Annotated in this window: 24 protein-coding genes and 3 tRNA genes; 20 read left to right on the top strand and 7 right to left on the bottom strand. The window is 45.0% G+C overall.

Going from position 1 to position 19218, the window contains the following annotated elements:
- Nucleotides 1-31: 31 nt before the first annotated feature.
- The 16 genes from jag to E7L17_RS11905 all read left to right on the top strand — a co-directional run bounded on the left by jag (nucleotide 32) and on the right by E7L17_RS11905 (nucleotide 12522).
- Nucleotides 32-910 carry an RNA-binding cell elongation regulator Jag/EloR gene (gene jag / locus E7L17_RS11980; protein ID WP_316323393.1) on the top strand — a complete coding sequence of 293 codons (879 nt, stop codon included), beginning with the start codon at nucleotides 32-34 and terminating at the stop codon, nucleotides 908-910.
- Between the two features lie 76 nt (nucleotides 911-986).
- Nucleotides 987-2366, top strand: a complete 1380-nt coding sequence (gene mnmE / locus E7L17_RS11975) for a tRNA uridine-5-carboxymethylaminomethyl(34) synthesis GTPase MnmE (RefSeq protein ID WP_316323392.1) — start codon at nucleotides 987-989, stop codon at nucleotides 2364-2366.
- A 102-nt stretch (nucleotides 2367-2468) separates the two neighbouring features.
- Nucleotides 2469-4355 carry a tRNA uridine-5-carboxymethylaminomethyl(34) synthesis enzyme MnmG gene (gene mnmG, locus E7L17_RS11970; protein WP_316323391.1) on the top strand — a complete coding sequence of 629 codons (1887 nt, stop codon included), beginning with the start codon at nucleotides 2469-2471 and terminating at the stop codon, nucleotides 4353-4355.
- The gene (rsmG, locus tag E7L17_RS11965; RefSeq protein WP_410470666.1) at nucleotides 4352-5065 is read left to right on the top strand and encodes a 16S rRNA (guanine(527)-N(7))-methyltransferase RsmG; all 714 of its coding nucleotides are present in this window, start codon (nucleotides 4352-4354) and stop codon (nucleotides 5063-5065) included. The genes mnmG and rsmG overlap by 4 nt, the downstream gene beginning before the upstream one ends.
- Nucleotides 5066-5173: 108 nt before the next feature.
- The gene (locus tag E7L17_RS11960; RefSeq protein WP_316323390.1) at nucleotides 5174-5998 is read left to right on the top strand and encodes a ParB/RepB/Spo0J family partition protein; all 825 of its coding nucleotides are present in this window, start codon (nucleotides 5174-5176) and stop codon (nucleotides 5996-5998) included.
- 466 nt (nucleotides 5999-6464) lie between these two features.
- Nucleotides 6465-7247, top strand: coding sequence for an AAA family ATPase (locus E7L17_RS11955; protein WP_316323389.1), 783 nt, complete (start codon nucleotides 6465-6467; stop codon nucleotides 7245-7247).
- Nucleotides 7244-8107 (top strand): ParB/RepB/Spo0J family partition protein, encoded by an 864-nt coding sequence (locus tag E7L17_RS11950; protein ID WP_316323388.1) that lies wholly within the window; start codon nucleotides 7244-7246, stop codon nucleotides 8105-8107. Before E7L17_RS11955 ends, E7L17_RS11950 begins: the two co-directional genes overlap by 4 nt.
- 44 nt (nucleotides 8108-8151) lie before the next feature.
- A complete protein-coding gene (gene serS, locus E7L17_RS11945; protein ID WP_316323387.1) occupies nucleotides 8152-9444 on the top strand; it encodes a serine--tRNA ligase in 1293 nt (430 codons plus the stop codon).
- A gap of 116 nt (nucleotides 9445-9560) precedes the next feature.
- Nucleotides 9561-10289 carry an acyl-[acyl-carrier-protein] thioesterase gene (locus E7L17_RS11940; RefSeq protein WP_316323386.1) on the top strand — a complete coding sequence of 243 codons (729 nt, stop codon included), beginning with the start codon at nucleotides 9561-9563 and terminating at the stop codon, nucleotides 10287-10289.
- A 96-nt stretch (nucleotides 10290-10385) separates the two neighbouring features.
- Nucleotides 10386-10462, top strand: a tRNA-Met gene (locus E7L17_RS11935).
- A 2-nt stretch (nucleotides 10463-10464) separates the two neighbouring features.
- Nucleotides 10465-10539, top strand: a tRNA-Glu gene (locus E7L17_RS11930).
- 43 nt (nucleotides 10540-10582) lie between these two features.
- Nucleotides 10583-10659: transfer RNA gene (locus E7L17_RS11925), tRNA-Val, on the top strand.
- Between the two features lie 105 nt (nucleotides 10660-10764).
- Nucleotides 10765-10896, top strand: a complete 132-nt coding sequence (locus E7L17_RS11920) for a hypothetical protein (protein ID WP_316323385.1) — start codon at nucleotides 10765-10767, stop codon at nucleotides 10894-10896.
- Between the two features lie 56 nt (nucleotides 10897-10952).
- The gene (locus tag E7L17_RS11915) at nucleotides 10953-11237 is read left to right on the top strand and encodes a hypothetical protein (protein ID WP_316323384.1); all 285 of its coding nucleotides are present in this window, start codon (nucleotides 10953-10955) and stop codon (nucleotides 11235-11237) included.
- 248 nt (nucleotides 11238-11485) lie between these two features.
- Complete coding sequence (locus E7L17_RS11910) at nucleotides 11486-11932, top strand: VOC family protein (RefSeq protein WP_316323383.1); 447 nt, start codon at nucleotides 11486-11488, stop codon at nucleotides 11930-11932.
- 23 nt (nucleotides 11933-11955) lie between these two features.
- Entirely contained in the window at nucleotides 11956-12522 is a 567-nt protein-coding gene (locus E7L17_RS11905; protein WP_316323382.1) for a DNA-3-methyladenine glycosylase I, read from the top strand.
- A gap of 120 nt (nucleotides 12523-12642) precedes the next feature.
- Here E7L17_RS11905 and E7L17_RS11900 read toward each other — a convergent pair whose 3' ends face one another.
- Together E7L17_RS11900 and E7L17_RS11895 are read right to left on the bottom strand one after the other, a co-directional pair.
- Nucleotides 12643-13107, bottom strand: a complete 465-nt coding sequence (locus E7L17_RS11900) for a DMT family transporter (protein ID WP_316323381.1) — start codon at nucleotides 13105-13107, stop codon at nucleotides 12643-12645.
- 15 nt (nucleotides 13108-13122) lie between these two features.
- A complete protein-coding gene (locus E7L17_RS11895) occupies nucleotides 13123-13545 on the bottom strand; it encodes a DMT family transporter (RefSeq protein WP_316323380.1) in 423 nt (140 codons plus the stop codon).
- A gap of 63 nt (nucleotides 13546-13608) precedes the next feature.
- Here E7L17_RS11895 and E7L17_RS11890 point away from each other — a divergent pair, with 63 nt between their 5' ends.
- From E7L17_RS11890 to E7L17_RS11880, 3 genes are all read left to right on the top strand, one after another.
- Nucleotides 13609-14313 (top strand): cyclic nucleotide-binding domain-containing protein, encoded by a 705-nt coding sequence (locus E7L17_RS11890; RefSeq protein ID WP_316323379.1) that lies wholly within the window; start codon nucleotides 13609-13611, stop codon nucleotides 14311-14313.
- A gap of 142 nt (nucleotides 14314-14455) precedes the next feature.
- A complete protein-coding gene (locus E7L17_RS11885; protein WP_316323378.1) occupies nucleotides 14456-14611 on the top strand; it encodes a hypothetical protein in 156 nt (51 codons plus the stop codon).
- 135 nt (nucleotides 14612-14746) lie between these two features.
- Nucleotides 14747-15172 carry an EamA family transporter gene (locus E7L17_RS11880; protein ID WP_316323377.1) on the top strand — a complete coding sequence of 142 codons (426 nt, stop codon included), beginning with the start codon at nucleotides 14747-14749 and terminating at the stop codon, nucleotides 15170-15172.
- Between the two features lie 49 nt (nucleotides 15173-15221).
- Here the strand turns inward: E7L17_RS11880 and E7L17_RS11875 are convergent, their stop codons facing one another.
- The gene (locus E7L17_RS11875) at nucleotides 15222-15806 is read right to left on the bottom strand and encodes a collagen binding domain-containing protein (protein ID WP_316323376.1); all 585 of its coding nucleotides are present in this window, start codon (nucleotides 15804-15806) and stop codon (nucleotides 15222-15224) included.
- Nucleotides 15791-16159: a hypothetical protein gene (locus tag E7L17_RS11870; RefSeq protein ID WP_316323375.1), complete on the bottom strand. Its 369-nt coding sequence runs from the start codon at nucleotides 16157-16159 to the stop codon at nucleotides 15791-15793. Before E7L17_RS11870 ends, E7L17_RS11875 begins: the two co-directional genes overlap by 16 nt.
- 506 nt (nucleotides 16160-16665) lie before the next feature.
- Here E7L17_RS11870 and E7L17_RS11865 point away from each other — a divergent pair.
- A complete protein-coding gene (locus E7L17_RS11865) occupies nucleotides 16666-17199 on the top strand; it encodes a hypothetical protein (RefSeq protein ID WP_316323374.1) in 534 nt (177 codons plus the stop codon).
- 149 nt (nucleotides 17200-17348) lie between these two features.
- Here E7L17_RS11865 and E7L17_RS11860 read toward each other — a convergent pair whose 3' ends face one another.
- The 3 genes from E7L17_RS11860 to E7L17_RS11850 form a co-directional block, all read right to left on the bottom strand.
- Nucleotides 17349-17927, bottom strand: coding sequence for a hypothetical protein (locus E7L17_RS11860; protein ID WP_316323373.1), 579 nt, complete (start codon nucleotides 17925-17927; stop codon nucleotides 17349-17351).
- Nucleotides 17928-18175: 248 nt separating this feature from the next.
- Complete coding sequence (sleB, locus tag E7L17_RS11855; RefSeq protein ID WP_316323372.1) at nucleotides 18176-18937, bottom strand: spore cortex-lytic enzyme; 762 nt, start codon at nucleotides 18935-18937, stop codon at nucleotides 18176-18178.
- 93 nt (nucleotides 18938-19030) lie between these two features.
- Nucleotides 19031-19218, bottom strand: a 188-nt coding sequence (locus E7L17_RS11850; RefSeq protein ID WP_316323371.1) for a hypothetical protein, incomplete at its 5' end; no start/stop codon positions are given.

The following is a 19218-nucleotide window of genomic DNA, read 5'->3' as shown; positions in this document are numbered from 1 at the left end:
GGTTTCTGATTCAATATTTGGAGGTGCGAAGGTGGTTAAAGAAGCGATTGCAACGGGAGATTCCGTGGAGCAGGCGTTTGAAGAAGCCTGCAAACTGCTTGGGGTAGAATCACATGAAGCGGAATTTGAAATTTTGGAGCTTCCCGAAAAAAAGAAATTCGGCCTTTTTGGCGGCGCACCCGCGAAAGTACGCGCTTTTATGAAATCTGGCCCCGCAGAGGCTGCTGCTGATTACCTAAAACAGGTTTTAGGGCAGATGGGCATTCCAACAGTCAAAATTGAGATTACCGAACAAGAGAACGGTGCGTTGCTTACCTTAACCGGTGATGACATTGGCTTTATCATTGGTCACAGAGGTGAAACACTCGATTCTTTACAGTATCTCTCCGGCTTAGTGGCAAATCATGTGGAGGATTCTTACTTTAGAATTACACTTGATATTGGAAATTACAGAGAAAAACGTAAGGAGACGCTCGAGTCGCTCGGTAAAAAAATGGCGGCAAAGGCTCTTAAAACCCAGCGTAATTGTTCATTGGAACCAATGAATCCTTATGAGCGCCGCATTATACATACGGCTGTTCAAGAGGTGGAAGGGGTAAAATCTTGGAGCGAGGGGGAAGACCTTGCGCGCCATGTTGTAATTGGCCCCGAGGGTGGTGAGCGCCCTGCGTTCCGCCGACCGAATGACCGCTCTCGTGGCGGAAGAGATTTTAATAGAGACCGTGGCGGCCACCCCTCACAGGGTGGAAGTAGAAACTATGGTGGACGCTCCTCAACATCTTCGCGTGACAGCAGAGATAGGCGCCCAGCGCAGGAACAAAGAGCACCTTATACTCCGCCTGCGGAAAGCCGCCCCGCAAAAAAGGGAAACAGCCCTTTATACAGCAAGATTGACACGAAAAAGGATTAACTTTTGCGTGGTATAAGAACGATAGAAAAGCGGTTCGTGAAACGAGCCGCTTTTTGTGGTACAAAAGGAGAGAATCATGCAACAAAGAACTTCCGCTATTGCGGCAATTTCAACGGCACAAGCTCCCGGTGGAATTGGTGTAATACGTATTTCCGGCACGGGTGCAAGGCAAATTGCAGGCCGGGTATTTGTCTCTGCCAGAGGGCAGAAAATAGAAGAAATACCGGGCTACACGGCACTGTATGGCTGGGTATATGCAGGGGAAGAGAAAGAGCGAATTGATGAAGCGGTGGCAACGGTGTTTGTTGCTCCCCATAGCTATACCGGTGAGGATGTTGTAGAGCTTTCTTGTCACGGTGGACTGTACCTCTTGCGCCGTGTGCTGGATGCTGTTTTAGCTGCCGGGGCAACTCCTGCCGGACCAGGAGAATTTACCCGCCGTGCATTTTTAAACGGGAAGATGGATTTAACGCAGGCAGAGTCAGTCATGCAGCTAATAGGCGCACAGGGTGGTCAAGCACTCCGTACGGCACGTGCAGGCCGCGAGGGGGCGCTTTACCGCCGGATTCACACAAGCCGAGAAAAGCTTCTTACCATTGCAGCGCACCTTTCAGCCTGGGCAGATTACCCCGAGGATGATATTCCGCAGCTCGATGAGGAATCGCTGCTTCATTCTCTTCAAGAGGTAGAGGTTGATTTGTCTCGACTACTCAGTCAATTCGATGCGGGAAGGGTTCTGCGAGAGGGTGTAGATACGGTAATCGTGGGCAGGCCGAACGTGGGGAAATCTACTTTGATGAATCTGCTGGCAGGCTGTGAGCGCTCTATTGTAACCGAGTATGCTGGTACAACACGCGATATTGTAGAAGAAACCGTTCTGCTTGGCGGTGTACCACTGCGGCTTGCAGATACGGCAGGATTGCGCGAAACAGAAGACCCGGTGGAGAGCATAGGAGTAGACCGTGCAAAAAATCGGTTGAATACCGCGCAGCTTGTGCTGGCAGTATTTGATTCTTCCTCACCGCTAACAGAGCAGGATCGCGAACTAGTCACTCGTTTAGCCGGTATGCCGGCAGTTGCAATCATCAATAAAAGTGATTTGGAATCAAAAATCGACAATGAGTATATAAAACAATCATTTCAACAATATGTATATATTTCAGCCAAAAGTGGAGATGGTCTTACCGAATTGCAGCAAGCAGTGGAGCAGATACTTCACACGGCAGATTTAAACCCATCCGAGGGGATTTTGTATACGGAACGGCAGCGCGATACTGCGCGTCGTGCCAAAGAAGAGCTGGAAGAAGCCATTCAAGCCCTAGCTGGGGGAATGACACTCGACGCCGTTACGGTATCGGTAGAGGGTGCGGTTTCTGCATTACTGGAGCTTACCGGGGAACGTGCAACAAATGAAATTGTTGAAACGGTTTTTGCTCATTTTTGTGTTGGAAAATAACTGGTTTCTTTCGATAGTATTGGGCTTTAAAAGAAAGAGAACTAGTAAGGGAAATAATTCGGAAACCGCCTTACGGCGGAAAGGAATCAGGTGCAAAAGACGATGTATCAGGCAGATCAGTATGATGTACTAGTAATTGGTGCCGGCCACGCCGGAATAGAGGCAGCCTTGGCTGCGGCACGGCTTGGTTGCCGTACGGTAATCTTTACCATTAATTTGGATGCAGTGGGAAACTGCCCATGCAATCCGTCCATTGGCGGAACGGCAAAAGGTCACCTCGTTCGTGAAATTGATGCCCTTGGCGGCGAAATGGGGAAGACGGCAGATGCGTGCACCCTGCAAAGCCGCATGCTGAATTTGGGAAAGGGCCCTGCGGTACACTCTTTGCGAGCACAGATTGACCGCCGGGAGTATTCCAAAATTATGAAGCATAAGTTGGAGCTGGAGCCAAATCTTCAGCTTAAGCAGGGCGAGATTATCGATTTGTTCCGAAATGGAGATGGTACATGGCAGGCGGTAACGCGTATGGGAGCTGGTTTTACAGCGAAATGCGTGGTGCTTGCTACCGGAACCTATTTGAGCGGTAAAATCTATGTGGGAGATGTTTCTTATGAAAGCGGACCAGACGGCTTGTTCCCGGCAGCTTTTTTATCGGAATCGCTTCGTAAGCTGGGAGTAAGCCTGCGCCGCTTTAAAACAGGTACACCCGCTCGTGTGCTCCGCTCTAGTGTTGATTTTACGGATTTAGAGGTACAAGAGGGAGATGAGCCAGTAGTTCCGTTTTCTTATGATACGGTTGAGCTTCCCAAAAATAGGGCAGTGTGCCATATGGCTTGGTCGAACGATGATACAAAAGAGATCATACTAAAGAATATACATCGCTCTCCGCTTTACGCGGGAAAAATTGAAGGGGTTGGCCCGCGCTATTGCCCCAGCTTTGAAGATAAGATTATGCGTTTTACAGATAAAAAACGCCACCAACTCTTTATTGAGCCTTGCGGGTTAGATACAGAGGAGCTATATTTGCAGGGAATGTCCTCATCATTACCGGAGGAGGTACAGCTTGCGTTTTACCGTACCATCAAAGGGTTAGAGAATGTTGAAATCATGCGCTGTGCCTATGCCATTGAGTACGATTGTGTAGACCCTCTCCAGCTTGACCCAACACTCGAGTTTCAAGATTTACCCGGCCTCTTCGGTGCAGGGCAGTTTAATGGCAGTTCTGGTTATGAGGAAGCCGCCGCACAGGGACTTTTAGCGGGTATCAATGCAGCACGCAGGGCACAAGGAAAAGAAGAGATTATACTGGATCGAGCAGGCTCTTATATTGGAACACTTGTAGACGACCTTGTAACCAAGGGCGTAAGCGACCCCTACCGTATGATGACCTCCCGCTCGGAATACCGCCTTGTGCTGCGGCAAGATAATGCAGACGAGCGTATGACTCCACTTGGGCATGAGCTTGGCCTCGTTGGGGAAGAGCGCTTCGCTCGATACCAAGGAAAGCAGGCACTCAAAGAGCAGGAGAAAAAACGTACCATGCAAACGGTGTTTTCTCCAACAGAAGAGCTCAATCAAATACTTGTTTCACGTGGAACAACTTCAGTTTCTACCGGGGTACATCTCATTGACTTACTTCGCCGCCCAGAACTTAATTATGAGGTGTTAACGCCTATAGACACGGCAAGGCCAGAGCTACCAGCATCTGTGTTTGAAAATGTGGAGATTGAAATAAAGTACGAGGGCTACATTCGGCGCCAGAAAGCAGATATTGCAGAAATGCGGCGTTTGGAGCAACGAGTTCTGCCTAAGAAGCTCGATTATACGACAGTAACCGGTCTTCGATTAGAAGCACAGGAAAAGCTGGAAAAGATTCGCCCAGCGAGTATTGGTCAAGCATCTCGTATCTCTGGTGTTAGTCCGGCAGATATATCGGTGCTATTGATTTGGCTTGCCCGGCAGGAAGAAAAGGAGGACGCTGCTCTGTGAGTAATATGGAACAGCATATGATAAAGCTTGCTGAGGAGAACGGACTTCCCCTTAGCACACAACAGGCAGCTGCTTTTCAAACCTATATGGAGCTTCTGCTTGAGTGGAACGAAAAAATGAATCTTACAGCTATTACAGAACCGCAGCAGGTGGTAGAAAAGCATTTCCTAGACAGCCTTCTACTATTAAAGGCAGTGGAGATTCCCCAGAATGCAAAGGTAATTGATGTTGGCACCGGTGCAGGCTTTCCCGGGATACCCCTCCTTATTTACCGACCAGATATCCGTTTAACTTTATTAGATAGCTTACAGAAGAGACTGAACTTCTTACAAGCAGTGTGTGATGCTCTAGGCCTTTCTGCAGAATTGATTCATGCCAGAGCAGAGGAGGGAAGCCGCCAACCGAAGTTGCGGGAGCAGTATGATTTAGCGTGCGCACGTGCTGTGGCATCACTGCCGGTGCTATGTGAATACTGCCTGCCGTTTGTACGCAGCGGTGGCGCCTTTGCGGCAATGAAGGGGCCTGGCGCAGCGGAAGAATTGAGTGCTGGCGAAAAAGCGATTCGCCTTTTAGGTGCAAAAGCAGAGTCGACCAAAGCCTTTACTTTGCCAGATGGCAGTGAACGGAATATTATTATCTGCCGTAAAACGTCGGCTACCTCCGACAAATATCCGCGTCACGGCTCAAAAATTGCGAAAACTCCCCTTTAAAGGCCATAAATCAAGCCAAAATATTATTTAGACAAGTCATAATTCAACAGAACATGTGCCGCTCTCTATGTTATTCTGGAAAAAACAGACAAGCAGGGGGGCGGCGCTTTGTTATTCTTTCAAGAAAAGAAGCGGGTCAATGAGATTCCGCTGAATCAAATTCGGCCTAATCCATCTCAGCCGCGCCGCATTTTTGCGCCGCGAGAGTTACAGGAGCTGTCAGACAGTATTCGGTCCAACGGCTTACTGCAACCATTAACCGTAAGAAAAGTACCCGGCGGTTATGAGCTGATTGCAGGAGAGCGGCGGATGCGTGCCTGTTTTATGGCGGGAATGAGCAGCGCACCCTGTATTTTAGTAAACTGCGATGAACAGCAGTCTGCTGTGTATGCGATTCTTGAGAATCTTCAAAGGCAAGATCTGCAAATCTTTGAAGAGGCAGAAGGCATACGACGTTTAATTGAAGAGTGGGGTGTCACTCAGGAGGAAGCGGCAGCCCGTTTAGGGAAAAGCCAGTCTGCCATCGCAAACAAGCTTCGTTTACTCCGACTTTCGGAGTCAGAGCGGAATATGATTTCTCACGCAGAGTTAACCGAGCGCCATGCGCGCGCACTGCTTCGTATTGAGAATCAAGAGCTTCGCCTGCGTGTACTACATAAGATTATTAATGAGGGCTTGAATGTGCGGCAAACAGAAGACCTCATTGCAGAGGAACTAGAAAAATGTATGCAGCCGCAACCGGTAAAGAATAAACGCACGTTTGTGATTAAAGATGTTCGATTGTTTTTAAATACAATCCGTCACGCGGTAGATACCATGCGACAATCTGGAATTGATGCAGTGGCGCAAAACCATGAGACAGACGAATATATTGAATATGTCGTTCGCATTCCAAAAGAGCAGGCATTAGCAAATAAGAAAAAGCCTGCCTAACAAAATTTACTTACAAGGAATTTCCCCATTCCCTTATTTATTTTCCACAGTAAAAGAGCGGAGCTTTTGCTCCGCTCTTTTACTGTTTTTAAATGACAGATAATCAGGCGATAAAATCAATAATAAAAAAATGAAACTGTTGAAAACCAAGCGCTTCGTATCATTTTGTTTTCAACAGTGGAAAACTTAATCGAAATTTAAAAACACAATTATAAGTTCTCCACAGGCAAGTCTAAAAGCTGTTTAAAATTAAACTGATAGATAATAAGTCCAACATTGGGTATTGTTCCACGTGAAACAAGCACTTTTTGCCCAAATACCCTTTATCTTATAAAAGAAGAGTGTTATAATGGGAAGCAATGCAGCCGATTAGGGCTGAAAATCAGACTTCGGCTTTTCCTTACCAATGATTTGCCGGAGTACATACTGATTTTATAAAAAGTAAGAGAAGCGGGGAACATAGGACATGGGCAAAATCATTGCGATTGCAAACCAAAAGGGCGGTGTAGGCAAAACGACTACCGCCGTTAATTTGGCGGCTTCTCTTGGGAGTTTGGGTAAAAAAACACTCCTTATCGACATCGACCCCCAGGGTAATTCCTCAAGTGGGGTAGGGGTTGACCGTCGTAAGCTGAAAAGCACCGTATATGAGATTTTATTGGATGAGGCGAAGGCGAGTGACGTACGAATTCATACTGGGTTCCAGAATTTGGATTTAATTCCTTCTAGTATGGATTTAGCTGCCGCAGAGTTGGAGCTTGTTAGCCTGAAAAACCGAGAAGCCGTTCTTCGGTGTGCCATTCTACCTTTGCGCTCGGAATACGATTACATTATTTTGGACTGCCCCCCCTCCTTGGGAATTATCACAACCAACGCACTGTGTCTTGCAGATACACTTCTGGTGCCGGTGCAATGCGAGTATTACGCACTCGAGGGGCTTTCACAGCTTATGAACTCGGTAAGGCGTGTGAAACGGCAGTATAACGACCAGCTTGATATTGAAGGAGTGCTGCTTACCATGTACGATGGCCGCCTAAACCTAACCCAGCAGGTGGTGGATGAGGTGAAGCGGTATTTTCCGCGTAAGGTGTTTGCCACAGTTGTGCCGCGTACGGTAAGACTTTCGGAAGCACCAAGCTTTGGTAAGCCGGTATTGTATTTTGACCGCACTTCCAAGGGTTCAGTGGCCTATGAAGCGTTGGCAATGGAAATTATTCAGAATAATCAGGGAGAGGGGCGTACGGAATGAAAAAGAGAGGCGGTCTTGGAAAGGGCCTAGACGCCATCTTTGCAGAAAATGATACGGAGAATCAAAATTCCTCCATCACGCTACCTCTGCGAGAGATAGAGCCGAACCGTGGACAGCCCAGAAAGCAGTTTGATGAAGGTGCTTTGGCAGAGCTGGCTGACTCCATTACACAGCATGGAATTTTGCAACCACTTTTAGTAAGGCCGCTGGTCAGTGGCGGTTACCAAATTGTAGCGGGCGAACGCCGTTGGCGGGCCGCTAGAATGGCGGGGCTTACTGAGGTACCAGCTGTTATACGTGAAATGACGGATCGTCAGGTAATGCAGCTTGCGTTGATCGAAAACCTGCAACGAGAAGACTTAACCGCCATGGAAGAAGCACAGGGCTATCAAACACTCATGGAGATGTATGAGCTAACACAAGAGGAGATTGCAAAAATAGTAGGCAAATCGCGACCGGCTGTTGCTAATGTGCTTCGTCTGCTGAATTTGCCAGAATCCATACGTGAAATGGTGGGCGCTGGGAAGTTATCTGCTGGCCATGCCAGAACGCTGCTGCCCATGGAGTCTGAGCAGGACATGCTCGAAATGGCACAGCTTACGGTAAAGCATGGTATTTCTGTGCGAGAACTGGAAAAAATGGTAAAGAAGTTTCTGTTGCATGAGCCTAGTGCTGAGCCGGTAACATCGAAGGGAAAGAAGCCCCATTACTTTGAAGAGGTAGAGCTTGCGCTCAATACACACTTAGGCCGAAAGGTAAAGGTGGATGGCGGCAAGAACAAAGGAATGCTGCAAATAGAATTTTATGGTGAAGAGGATTTAGCGAATCTAGTGAACAGCCTGCGCTTTCATACAGACTGAACTAGAAAAAAGTCCCCGCACTAAAATAAAGGAGTAGAACTTACATGTTAGATATTAAAGTCATTCGAGAAAACCCCGAACGGGTGAAAGCGGCTATGAAGAGCAGAAATATGGATGCCGACCAAGTAATCGAATCCATCCTGCAAATTGATGTTGACCGCCGCCGTGTTACCGGTGAAACAGAAAGCCTGAAGGCACAGCAAAATGCTGACACAAAACAGATTCCCATGCTGAAAAAAGAGGGGAAAGACACAACCGAGCTTATGGTTCAGCTCAAACAGCTATCCGACCAAATTAAAGAGTTGGATGGCGAGCTTGGTCTGCTGGAAGAAAAACAGCGTGATTTGCTGCTCACTCTGCCCAATATTCCTTGTGCTGATGTACCGCTGGGTAAGGATGATTCCGAGAATAAAGAGCTGCGCTGCTGGAGCGAGCCCACGAAGTTCTCCTTTGAACCCAAGCCTCATTGGGATTTGGGTAAGGAACTTGGCATATTAGACCCCGAAACAGCGGCGAAAGTAACCGGTGCTCGTTTCCATTTCTACAAAGGTTTGGGTGCTCGTTTGGAGCGTGCTATCATCAATTTCTTTTTAAATACACATTCCGAGGGTGGCTATACCGAGGTATTCCCTCCTTTTCTGGTAAACCGTGAATCGATGACCGGTACCGGGCAATTGCCGAAGTTTGAGATGGATGCGTACAAGGTGATTAATAAAGACACCGCTGAGAACTACTTCCTCATCCCCACAGCGGAGGTGCCGGTAACCAATATGCACCGCAGCGAAATATTGGAGGGCGCTAGCCTGCCGATTAAATATTGTGCATATTCTGCTTGCTTCCGTGCGGAGGCTGGTTCTGCCGGGCGTGACACCCGCGGCCTGATCCGCCAGCACCAGTTCAATAAAGTAGAGCTTGTAAAGTTTGCGGATCCTGCAACTTCTTACCAAGAGCTCGAATCTCTCACGAACGATGCAGAGCGCGTGTTGCAGCTTTTGGGCCTGCCGTACCGTGTTGTTTGTCTCGCCACCGGTGACCTTGGCTTCTCTTCAGCAAAAACTTACGATATTGAGGTTTGGATGCCGTCTTACAATCGGTATGTCGAGATTTCCTCTTGCTCAAACTTCGAGGATTTCCAAGCACGCCGTGCGCAGATTCGCTTTAAAGCAACACCTCGCGATAAAGCACAGCTCGTGCACACCCTTAATGGTTCCGGTGTGGCAGTTGGCCGTACCGTTGCAGCTATTTTGGAGAATTACCAGAATGAAGACGGTAGCGTCACCATTCCGGAGGTTCTGCGTCCGTTTATGGGCGTAGATGTTCTCAAGTGCCCGGAATAAGCTCATTTTATTTCAAAGTATGCAAACCCCGCTGAAAATGGAAAAGCGGGCGGAAGTTTAACGTGTCATCCGCCCCGGGAGAGCCCGGGGCGGTTCTTTTAAAAGGAGCGTAGAGAATGGGACTAAATGCGAAACTGAGTGAATACACACAACAGGTAGAACTTAAAACATACGATATGGATGCGAACGTGACCCTTCGGCCGTCTGCACTGCTGCGCTATTGCCAAGAGGCCTGCGAGCTTCATTTGGCGTGCTATGGTCTTACTCATGGGAAAATGTCAAAAGATGGCATTGTATTTGTGTTTACCCGTTCCGGTGGAGTGATTCACCGCTGGCCTGGCCAGCATGACCCGGTCACGATAGTTACGCGCGCATGCGGAGTAGTGGGGGTACAGTTTTATCGCAGTTTCGATTTTTATTGTGGTGATGAGCATTTGGCGGAAATCTTACAGGCTTCCGTTGTGGTAAGCACACAGGAACATAAGCTTCTGCGCCCCAAAGCGTTTCTGGATTACGGTGTTGGTGCCGGTGAAAACTGTGGCCAGCGGCTAGAGCGTCTCAACTTACCAAAAGATATGCCGGTAGTTGGTGAGCGTGAAATACGCTATTCCGATTTAGACTATAATGGTCATGTCAATAACTCGGTATATAGCGATATTTTTTGTGACTTTGTTCCCGGCGGAATGCACGGACGTACCCTGCGTGAATTTCAGATTCATTATGCAATGGAAAGCCTTGAGGGAGAGATATTGCAGATACAGCGGGAAGAAAAAGACGGATATATACTTATGCGTGGGGTAAATCCGCGCGGAATTAGCTTTGAATATCAGGGAAAAGTCGAATAATAAGAAAAGAAAAAATATATTTTCGTTTTATGTATTGACAAGAAGGACAAGTATATAATATAATGAATATCGCTCCGCTTTGTGCGTTGTTCATATGGCGGCATAGCTCAGTTGGCTAGAGCATTCGGTTCATACCCGAAGTGTCGATGGTTCAAGTCCATTTGCCGCTACCAGCGGCCCGGTCGTCAAGTGGTTAAGACACCGCCCTTTCACGGCGGGTTCACGGGTTCGAATCCCGTCCGGGTCACCACACAAAAACATTCCCCCGAATCATTCGGGGGAATCGTTTATTTGGACGCATAGCTCAGCTGGTTAGAGCGTTCGCCTCACACGCGAGAGGTCGAGGGTTCGAGTCCCCCTGCGTCCACCAAGAAAAAGAATTCAGCAATGTTGCTGGGTTCTTTTCTTTTTTGTATTGAACAAAGCGGGACTCGAACCCGAAAGGGTCTGAGCGTATGGAAAATAGGTTGGTGGCATGTTTTTAGCAAAGAGCGGTGCAGCTAGCTGTGCCACAAGCCGGGAAGCGTTGATAGACGCTGTTAAGTCCCCCTGCGTCTACCAAAATTGTCAGGCTGAAGCAGACGAGAATGCGTCTGCTTCAGCCTGATTTTTATGCTATAATAATATAAATAGTCTAACAAGAATAAAGGAGTGCAAATAGAAGTGGAAAATACTATACTCGCATTAGTGTGCATTGTGGGGGTTATGGCATATTACGAAATCTCTGCATTAAAGAAAGTGATTCAAAGCCAAGAGAAGCGGCTAAATGAATTGGCAAAACGGACAGGTCAAGAAGATTTATCTTCCTACTGGGTATCTGACAGTTTAAAAGAGCAGGTAATTCAGTTGAAACGGGACGGCAAAACAGTTGAGGCCGTAAAAGCAATTCGTGAACAAACTCAAATGGATTTGGTTACAGCAAAACAATATGTAGACACTTTGAATTAAAAATTCATTTTGCAACAGCACAGAGTAATGATTATACAATCCTCTTTACCATACAAAAGTCTTTAGCCTTTTGTAACGGAGGGCATTGCAATAAAAGTTATGGAATGAGATTGTGGACTCTTTCCATGACTTTTTCTGTTATCCATGATAAAATGGAGGCATTTATATCGGATATTCAGAATGAAAGGAATGGCATTCAAAAAAACACACATAAATAATTAATAATTGCAAATGGGGAGTGAATGAAAATGAATCGAGTCAATTTAATCAGTATTGGCGTACGGGATATGGCCAAATCCTTAGAGTTTTACAAGAAAATAGGTTTTCAAACATTTGAGAAAGAGAAGAATCCCCTGATTGTATTTTTTAACAATGAAGGCAGTAAGCTGGAACTTTATCCAATTGAAAAGCTGGCGGAGGATATTAATGAGAAAAACCCGCCCAAGCTGTCTACCGGTGGGTTTTGTGGAATTACATTTGCATGCAATCTAAAGTCTGAAGAAGAGGTAGATGCTTTTTTAGAGCTAGTGGAGCGCAGTGGCGGCACAATAGCAAAAAAAGCAGAGCGAGTTTTTTGGGGTGGGTACAGCGGTTATTTTCAAGACCCTGACGGGTATTATTGGGAGGCAGCTTACGGCCCTCATTGGGAATTTGATGAAAACAATATGCTCATTATAAAAGATGAAACCGTATAGGGTTTATTATAGGAGAGAAAAAGATGGTTGCATTGAAGCGATGTGATTGGGCCGAGCATAACCGCCTTGAGCAGGAGTATCACGATACAGAGTGGGGGATACCGGTTCATGATGACCGAAAGCTGTTTGAGCTCCTTATCTTGGAAGGGAAGCAGGCAGGGTTAAGCTGGGCAACCATTCTATTAAAGAGGGAAACCTTACGTGAAGCCTTTGATAATTTTGACCCTGCCATTTTAGTAACCTATGATGACTTAAAATTAGAAGAGCTATTACAGAACAAGGGAATCATACGAAACAAGCAGAAAATTAAGGCCGTGGTAAACAACGCAAAGGCATATTTTAAACTGTGTGAAAAGCATGGCTCATTGGATCACTTTTTATGGTCCTTTGTAAGCTTTCAACCTATTGTGAATCACTGGAACCAGCTAAGTGAGGTGCCGGCCAGCTCAGCAATTTCTGATTCAATTAGCAAAGAGCTAAAAAAGTTCGGTTTTCAGTTTGTGGGTACCACAACCATTTACGCGTTGATGCAATCCATTGGAATGGTAAATGACCATTTAACGTACTGTGATTTTTATAACCGTGCATAAAAGAAAGGAAGCACTATTATGTGCTTCCTTTCTTTATTAAAGTAAAAAGTAAATATTCTGATTGAATGATTCTTTGAAGTTAAAATAAATCGTGCTGTAAATCAGGGGAGTAATTATTTGTTATTCTATTTCTTTTTTAGGTATCTTTTCTTCTTTACCGGTTGCCATTTGGTCAATGAAAATACCGGCGATTACAATAATAAGGCCAAGGAGCTTAAGCGGAACGACTTTGCCGGCAAGAATGGCATCTATAATAAATCCGGTACCAAGCTGGCCTGCAAGTAAAATAATGGTGGAGTAAGAAATACGCACCTTTTCCATTGCAATTACCGTTAAAACCATTGCGACCAAACCAAAAACACCGCCGAGAAGATAAATGGGTGGTACCGTAGACCAATGAGAAACATCAGCGAGTCGGCTGTCTCCCATACAAAGAACGATAATAAGTGAAATTACCGAGGCTTCTATATAATTAATCAGGGTGCCATTAACGGTTCCCAGCGATTTTTTCGCTTCTAAATTCATCATTTTACTTACAACGGCAATAAAGCCATTTACTGCGGCGAGTATCACAAAGAATAGCATTTCTTCTTACCCCCTTTAAGAGAAGATCATGAGCAGCAGGCCGGTTAGAATAACCGCAAAGGCCGGAATGCGCCGCAGACTAAATTTGTTTACGGGTACGTTAAACCACCCGAAGTGGTCAACAACTGCCGAACTGATAAGCTGTGCAGTAATCGATAATACCATTGTTAAAGCCGCACCTATATAAGTGGTGCTTAAACTAGTGGTAACAATCATGGCAACTCCTAAGAAGCCTACCAGGTAAACATAACGCGGTGCACCCGTTAGCTTTATTTTTTGCTTTTGAATGAGTACCGCTGATACAATCAGCATGACCGCTCCAATGATGTGAACCAAAAAGCTAACTTCGAATAAGTTGAAGTCAGTTGCCAACATCCCATTCAGGCTAACCATTAGCCCCAAACAGATTCCACTTACCAGTAAAAGGAAAAAGTTCATTCAAACGCCCCTCTGCGCTTTTATTTATGGTATTATTATTGCATAGAGTTCACAGAAGCGGTTATGACAAATGTCATAAAAGGAGGAATTCCTATAAAGTATCTTGCGCTTTCTCAAAATCAAGATTTGTTGGAGCGGATAAACCGAGTGCGCTCTAGTTTATCCGCACAGGCATTTGAATGCTTTCGCTTGTGTCGTTATGATACCGGGGAGCTGTTGTACAAGGAGGGCAGGCAGGCGGGCAGCCTTCAAATTATGCTTGCAGGAAGCTGCAAGGTATTTAAAACGCTTGAAAATGGACGCAATGTGCTTCTTTGCATTTATGAGGATATTGAAGTAATGGGGGAGTTTGAGCTGTTTGGCGACCCGCTCGCAAAAACAAATGTACAAGCCTTAAAAGAAACCTATTGCCTTTCTGCGCTTGTTCAGGAGCACAGGGAGCGGCTGTTGTCAGACAATTCTTTTCTGCAGTTTGTTTGCCGTGAAACCTGCGCCAAAACAGACCGTAATAGCTCAACCATTGCAATTAACCTGTTGTATCCGCTGGAGCAGCGGCTGGCAGGGTATATTCTGGTTATGCAGAAGAATGGGGTATTCTCTGCCAACTACACGCTACTCGCAGAAAGCCTTGGTTGCAGCTTACGGCATTTGCTTCGTGTTTTTCGCTCCTTGTGTGATAAAGGCTTGCTGCAAAAAACAAAGGCGGGGTACCGAATCGCGGACTCTGATTCTTTAAGTAAAATTGCAGGGAATGTTTACCGTCAATAGAAGAATGATATGGGAAGAAGAGAGCCTTTCTTACTTAATTTTTTCAGAAGGCTCATGCGCTTTGCTAGCGGGCCCGTGCTTTACAAAAAAAGCGTTTAATGCTATGATGAAAAAATCATATAAGGAAAGGGATTGACATGAAATGGGCGTTATTGGCAGTGCAGATGGGCCAACTTCTATTATTGTGTCACAAGAGGTTTCAAGTATGAGTATGGTTGGTCTTTTCGCTCTTGCAGCTGTAGCCGTGGTTATTATAGGTGTAGTGGCCTGGGCATTTACCAGACACGGAAAAGAATAATATTTGGTCGGGAATAGGCAAACGTTTGTAGTTTCATAATAGGTGAAATCACATTTGCCGAATCTAGCAATTGAAATGCTGTCGCAAACAAGGAAGCTTTCTTGTTTGCGACTTTTTTTGGAGGTACTTAGTATTATGTGGAATTATATTTGGCCTATCCTCATGGTGGTAGGGGCTAACTCACTGTACCACCTGTGCGCAAAGTCTACACCGAGTGATGTTGCACCGCTTGCATCCCTTATGGTTACTTATGTTACAGCTGCAATTTCATCCTTGTTTTTGTATTTTGTGTTTGGGGAAAACAAAAATCTTTTGCAAGAGGTACATAAGGTTAACTGGACAAGCTTTACCCTTGGTTTTTCCATCGTATTTTTAGAGCTTGGTTATTTATTTGTGTACCGCGCAGGATGGAAAGTGGGCGTAGGTTCTTTGGTGGCAAATGTGGCGCTTGCTTGTGTGCTGCTGGTAATAGGTTTTATTTTATTTAAAGAAAGCTTTACAGCACGCCAGCTATTGGGAATGTGCGTCTGTATTGTAGGTATTTTTTTGATTACAAAATAATAAAATACCAAAGGAAAAGGGCTGGCAAAATGCCAGCCCCCTTGTTTGATTAGTCCGTAACCAGGTACAGATCGTAGCCTGAACCCTGCAAACCATAATTTGTATAGTTTGTGTCGGTAAGAGTAATGTCCAGTGCGCCTTGAACCGATGGTGTGTTGGGAACAGCTTGTGTTGCGACTTGACCAACGGAAACAGGCACATCATATTTTGTGGTGTTCTGTTCATATCCAGAGGGAGCAGAAACCTCTGTAATCTCGTACGTTTGAGGTGTTCCGTCAATTGACATTACATTTTGGAAGGTAAGTGTACCATCTGCACTTGTTGGAGTAGAAACGGAAACAAGTGCCTTGCCATTACTGTCTGCCAATTTAAAGGTTGCACCAGGTAGTACATAGGCAGGGAATCCAGCAACACTTTTTGTAATGGTGATGGTTCCCGTAGCTGCTGGTGAATTGGTGCGGTCTGCTTCAACAGGGATAGCATTGGAGATTGTAATGGTATACTCGGTAGTATCTGAAGTATAGCCTGTTGTCGCACTGGTTTGTTTATACTTATAGGTTCCGGGAGGCAAACCTGTAAAAGCAGCTAGTCCGTTTTCATTCGTTTGGGAGCTGCCAATCAGTATATCCGCCATAACGTAAAGACTCCTTTTGATAAAGTATATTCGGGGTAGTTCTTGTCCCGTAAAGTAATCAATAAAGAACCATCCTCCATTGTGCGAAACGGGAACGACAAACAGTTGTTGCAGCCGGTGTACAAACAGACTCCACAGCCTTGCATAATTGGTTGAAAAGGTCTGCACTCTCCTGCCCAAATACGGTAAAACCCGTCTGTTTCAAAGTGGAGCTGAACCAGCCCCTTGCTATTTGTTTTCCCGTTGCTAACATAATTGCCGCAGGCATCTGCTATATAGATGCAAGCCTCACTAAGCGGTAGCTGTTCTGTAAAACAATACAAATTGAGCAGGCCTGCAGGTTTGCAATACATATAGTCACAGTCCTTTGTCTTATTATGCGGGAGGTTACCCCTGTTTTAGTATATGTGTACTGTGGGACAGGTGTGAGGTGTTTTAGCCAAAATACGAGCAGAAGTCTTAATTTTCTTAACGGATTACCGTAGGGTATTTTTAATTGCAATAATAAAGTAGGAGCCGAGTGAAGAAATGCCTTGAGTAGTGATAAAAACGGAACAAAATAAGGCAGTAAGCTACCCGTTGCATTTTTTTATGGGATACGTTATAATAACCAAAGCAAAAGCATCTTGCCGGTGGGGTAATTTTATAGCAGAGCAGTGTTCTGTTTTAAATGGTTAAAATTGATTTTGTGTTTTGGGAGCGGATACCCGCCAAACAACTTAAAATACTCCTCTACCGCAGAAGCTTTCTATAAAAAGAGCATAATCAGCACCAATTTCGATGAATATTGGTGACTGTGTGAATGGATTTTAGATTCGTGAAATAATAATGGAAATAGGAAAAAGAGAGGTTGTCCCCTATGAAAAAATGGATGGCAATTATGGCTGCCGGTGTAATGGCAGTTTCTTTTGCAGGGTGCGGCGCTGGCGATGTGGGCAGTGCGGAATATTTGGCCAGTAAAGCGGCGGCATCACAGGCAGCGGCTGAGACATCTTCTCAGGCAGGGCAAAGCCAAGCACCGGCAACGTACGAAAACTCCATGAAGGGTCTTCAGGAGTATATGGTAGCAAAGGGCGTGGCCGCAGGCGATGCAATCCCGATGGAAGCCGGCATGATTGGAGCAAAAGAGGGTGTTCGGTACCGTGTAAGCTTTGAAGGGAAAGACAATGTTACCCTCGAGCTGTATCGTTTTGATTCTGCAAACCTAAATGAAGCTGCTAATAAGGTGTTAGCTGAAATAAAAGAAAAAGGTACCTTTACCATAATGGAGAAGCAGGTTCCTGCAACACTCAATGGTGACTACCTGATGGTGTATACCGATACGCAAAACGCTGAGATTCACCAAAAGCGTGCGGAAGAAGTAAAGACCATTTTTCAAAACTTTCAAAAGTAATTAAAAACAAAAACGAAACAGCCTTTGCTCTATATGAGCAAAGGCTGTTCTTACTATATAATGCAGAAGTAACAAATTAATATCCCAAGCTCCGTTATAAATCTGGTTTATTGGGGCTTAATCATTATGAAGATTACAAATCTTTTCTATCAATATATTTTAATGCAATCCCAATTGCCATTCAATGGCTCCTTGTCATCATAGGCGGATTTTTTTGAAAGCGAATCATCATATTGGTGGGGATGCTCCCAAAAATCCCGCGCAGTTTCACTGTTGTAATACACATAGCCGCCGCTTCTGAAAAAATTAGTCCATGTGGGGTAGTAAATTAAGATATCCTTGCCGCGCTTTACATAGATAACAGTCCGGTTTTCTGCAAGGCCAAATAAGCGGTTGTCTCGCAGTTCAACCCAAGAGGAGTCATTCTCTTGGGATAATATAGGTTGCAGCTGCTCAGTTACAGAGGTATACCGGCTTTCGAATACATAAAAGCGTATCCGCTCCGTAAACTCCTGAACAGGAGATACGTACATAATAATAAGTGCGTAAACAATGATTAGGAAGTCAAAGAGAACTGATTTTCTTTTTTTCTTTACAAAGTCAAAAATCAGCCATCCTAACACGAACAATAGGAAAAGATACTTCCAATTCTCAAAAACAAAGAATAAAAGAAAGACGAGAAAGATTTTTATTATGGTTCGAATCAGAGTTTTTTGTTTGGTTGTCATATGTAATTACCTCAGCACAGAGCTCTATTGAATCATCCATAGTGATAACAATGCTTTCTAAACAAATCCATATACTCAATTTCATAATACTCTTTAATTTGAGCTTCCTCAGAGTCATTTTAATTTATACTTACTAGTATAGCACTTATCACACTACAATTGTTATAAATATTTATAATTAATAAAAAGAAGAGGAACTGTTTATTGCAGCTCCTCTTCTTATATATAGTATAATATTGTGGTTGTAGTTAAATCGCGAAGCGATGCTTACCAATCACCGTAATTACCTTTCGGGAGAAAATCCACTTGCTGGTCGATTTTTCAGGGTTATAATAATAGATAGCCCCACCCGAAGGATCGGTACCGTTAATGGCATCCCGCGCCGCCTTATAGGCAGAGTCTGCCACCGCTGCGTTAATGCCACCGTCATTGAGGCATGAGAATGCACCGGGCTGGTAGATTACTCCTGCCAGTGTATTTGGGAAAGAGGGGTGTGTAATGCGGTTTAGAATAACCGCGCCAACCGCTACTTGACCAGAATACGGTTCACCACGGGATTCAGCGGAGATAACACGAGCCAGCAAATCAATATCGCTGCTGCTGTATTGGCCCTGACCGCCACCGGAATCTTTGGAGGGCGATGATGAGGAAGCAGAAGTGATACCCATAGCCTTTAATGTTTCTGTTCCAGCAACGCCATCAGCGGTAAGATTATTCTTCTTTTGGAATTTAACAACCGCCTGGCGAGTCTCTTCTCCAAAGATGCCATCCACACTTCCAGAGAAGTACCCCCAGTTTTTCAGTTTCGTTTGAATCTTCTTTACTTCGTCTCCACGAGAACCAACTCGAGAAAGAGTCTCTACAGTTGTACTGCCGCGCAGCCGAGAAACTGCTTGTTCGCCTACACCGCTTACAATAGAAATCATTAATAGGTTCACAAGGAGTATCATCATAACACGCCAAATGTACTTCCCGAACTCTTTATACTCTGTTTTTTGCGCATGTTTCATTGTTATCACAACCTATTCTTTCAGTCCTTTTAGAAAAGAGTTCCCCTGTAAGATGCATTTATACAAAGAAAACAGTCTGTTTACACCGGAATGCTAAAAAAACTTCAAAATTAAAAAAGGTCGAAAAATGGCTTGAAACCTGGAAAATTTGGTCGAAAAACCAACTATTTCAAAAAAATCTGAAAAAACTTTAAAAAAAGCATTGACATTAAGTGAATGGTTTGGTATTATAGTCAAGCGCCACAGAGAACGGCGCACGACACGGAAAGCCGAAAGGCGTT

The sequence above is a fragment of the Clostridium sp. genome (assembly GCF_032576335.1).
Taxonomy (GTDB): Bacteria; Bacillota; Clostridia; order Oscillospirales; family Acutalibacteraceae; genus Faecalispora.
This window is presented reverse-complemented; position numbering and strand designations above follow the sequence as displayed.

What these genes read in the sequence shown, in the direction of transcription:
- mnmE (WP_316323392.1), top strand. Translation starts at nt 987, where the DNA reads ATGCAACAAAGAACTTCCGCTATTGCGGCAATTTCAACGGCACAAGCT.
- mnmG (WP_316323391.1), top strand. Translation starts at nt 2,469, where the DNA reads ATGTATCAGGCAGATCAGTATGATGTACTAGTAATTGGTGCCGGCCAC.
- E7L17_RS11955 (WP_316323389.1), top strand. Translation starts at nt 6,465, where the DNA reads ATGGGCAAAATCATTGCGATTGCAAACCAAAAGGGCGGTGTAGGCAAA.
- E7L17_RS11950 (WP_316323388.1), top strand. Translation starts at nt 7,244, where the DNA reads ATGAAAAAGAGAGGCGGTCTTGGAAAGGGCCTAGACGCCATCTTTGCA.
- serS (WP_316323387.1), top strand. Translation starts at nt 8,152, where the DNA reads ATGTTAGATATTAAAGTCATTCGAGAAAACCCCGAACGGGTGAAAGCG.
- E7L17_RS11940 (WP_316323386.1), top strand. Translation starts at nt 9,561, where the DNA reads ATGGGACTAAATGCGAAACTGAGTGAATACACACAACAGGTAGAACTT.
- E7L17_RS11920 (WP_316323385.1), top strand. Translation starts at nt 10,765, where the DNA reads ATGTTTTTAGCAAAGAGCGGTGCAGCTAGCTGTGCCACAAGCCGGGAA.
- E7L17_RS11910 (WP_316323383.1), top strand. Translation starts at nt 11,486, where the DNA reads ATGAATCGAGTCAATTTAATCAGTATTGGCGTACGGGATATGGCCAAA.
- E7L17_RS11905 (WP_316323382.1), top strand. Translation starts at nt 11,956, where the DNA reads ATGGTTGCATTGAAGCGATGTGATTGGGCCGAGCATAACCGCCTTGAG.
- E7L17_RS11900 (WP_316323381.1), bottom strand. Translation starts at nt 13,107, where the DNA reads ATGCTATTCTTTGTGATACTCGCCGCAGTAAATGGCTTTATTGCCGTT.
- E7L17_RS11895 (WP_316323380.1), bottom strand. Translation starts at nt 13,545, where the DNA reads ATGAACTTTTTCCTTTTACTGGTAAGTGGAATCTGTTTGGGGCTAATG.
- E7L17_RS11890 (WP_316323379.1), top strand. Translation starts at nt 13,609, where the DNA reads ATGACAAATGTCATAAAAGGAGGAATTCCTATAAAGTATCTTGCGCTT.
- E7L17_RS11885 (WP_316323378.1), top strand. Translation starts at nt 14,456, where the DNA reads ATGGGCGTTATTGGCAGTGCAGATGGGCCAACTTCTATTATTGTGTCA.
- E7L17_RS11880 (WP_316323377.1), top strand. Translation starts at nt 14,747, where the DNA reads ATGTGGAATTATATTTGGCCTATCCTCATGGTGGTAGGGGCTAACTCA.
- E7L17_RS11875 (WP_316323376.1), bottom strand. Translation starts at nt 15,806, where the DNA reads ATGGCGGATATACTGATTGGCAGCTCCCAAACGAATGAAAACGGACTA.
- E7L17_RS11870 (WP_316323375.1), bottom strand. Translation starts at nt 16,159, where the DNA reads ATGTATTGCAAACCTGCAGGCCTGCTCAATTTGTATTGTTTTACAGAA.
- E7L17_RS11865 (WP_316323374.1), top strand. Translation starts at nt 16,666, where the DNA reads ATGAAAAAATGGATGGCAATTATGGCTGCCGGTGTAATGGCAGTTTCT.
- E7L17_RS11860 (WP_316323373.1), bottom strand. Translation starts at nt 17,927, where the DNA reads ATGACAACCAAACAAAAAACTCTGATTCGAACCATAATAAAAATCTTT.
- sleB (WP_316323372.1), bottom strand. Translation starts at nt 18,937, where the DNA reads ATGAAACATGCGCAAAAAACAGAGTATAAAGAGTTCGGGAAGTACATT.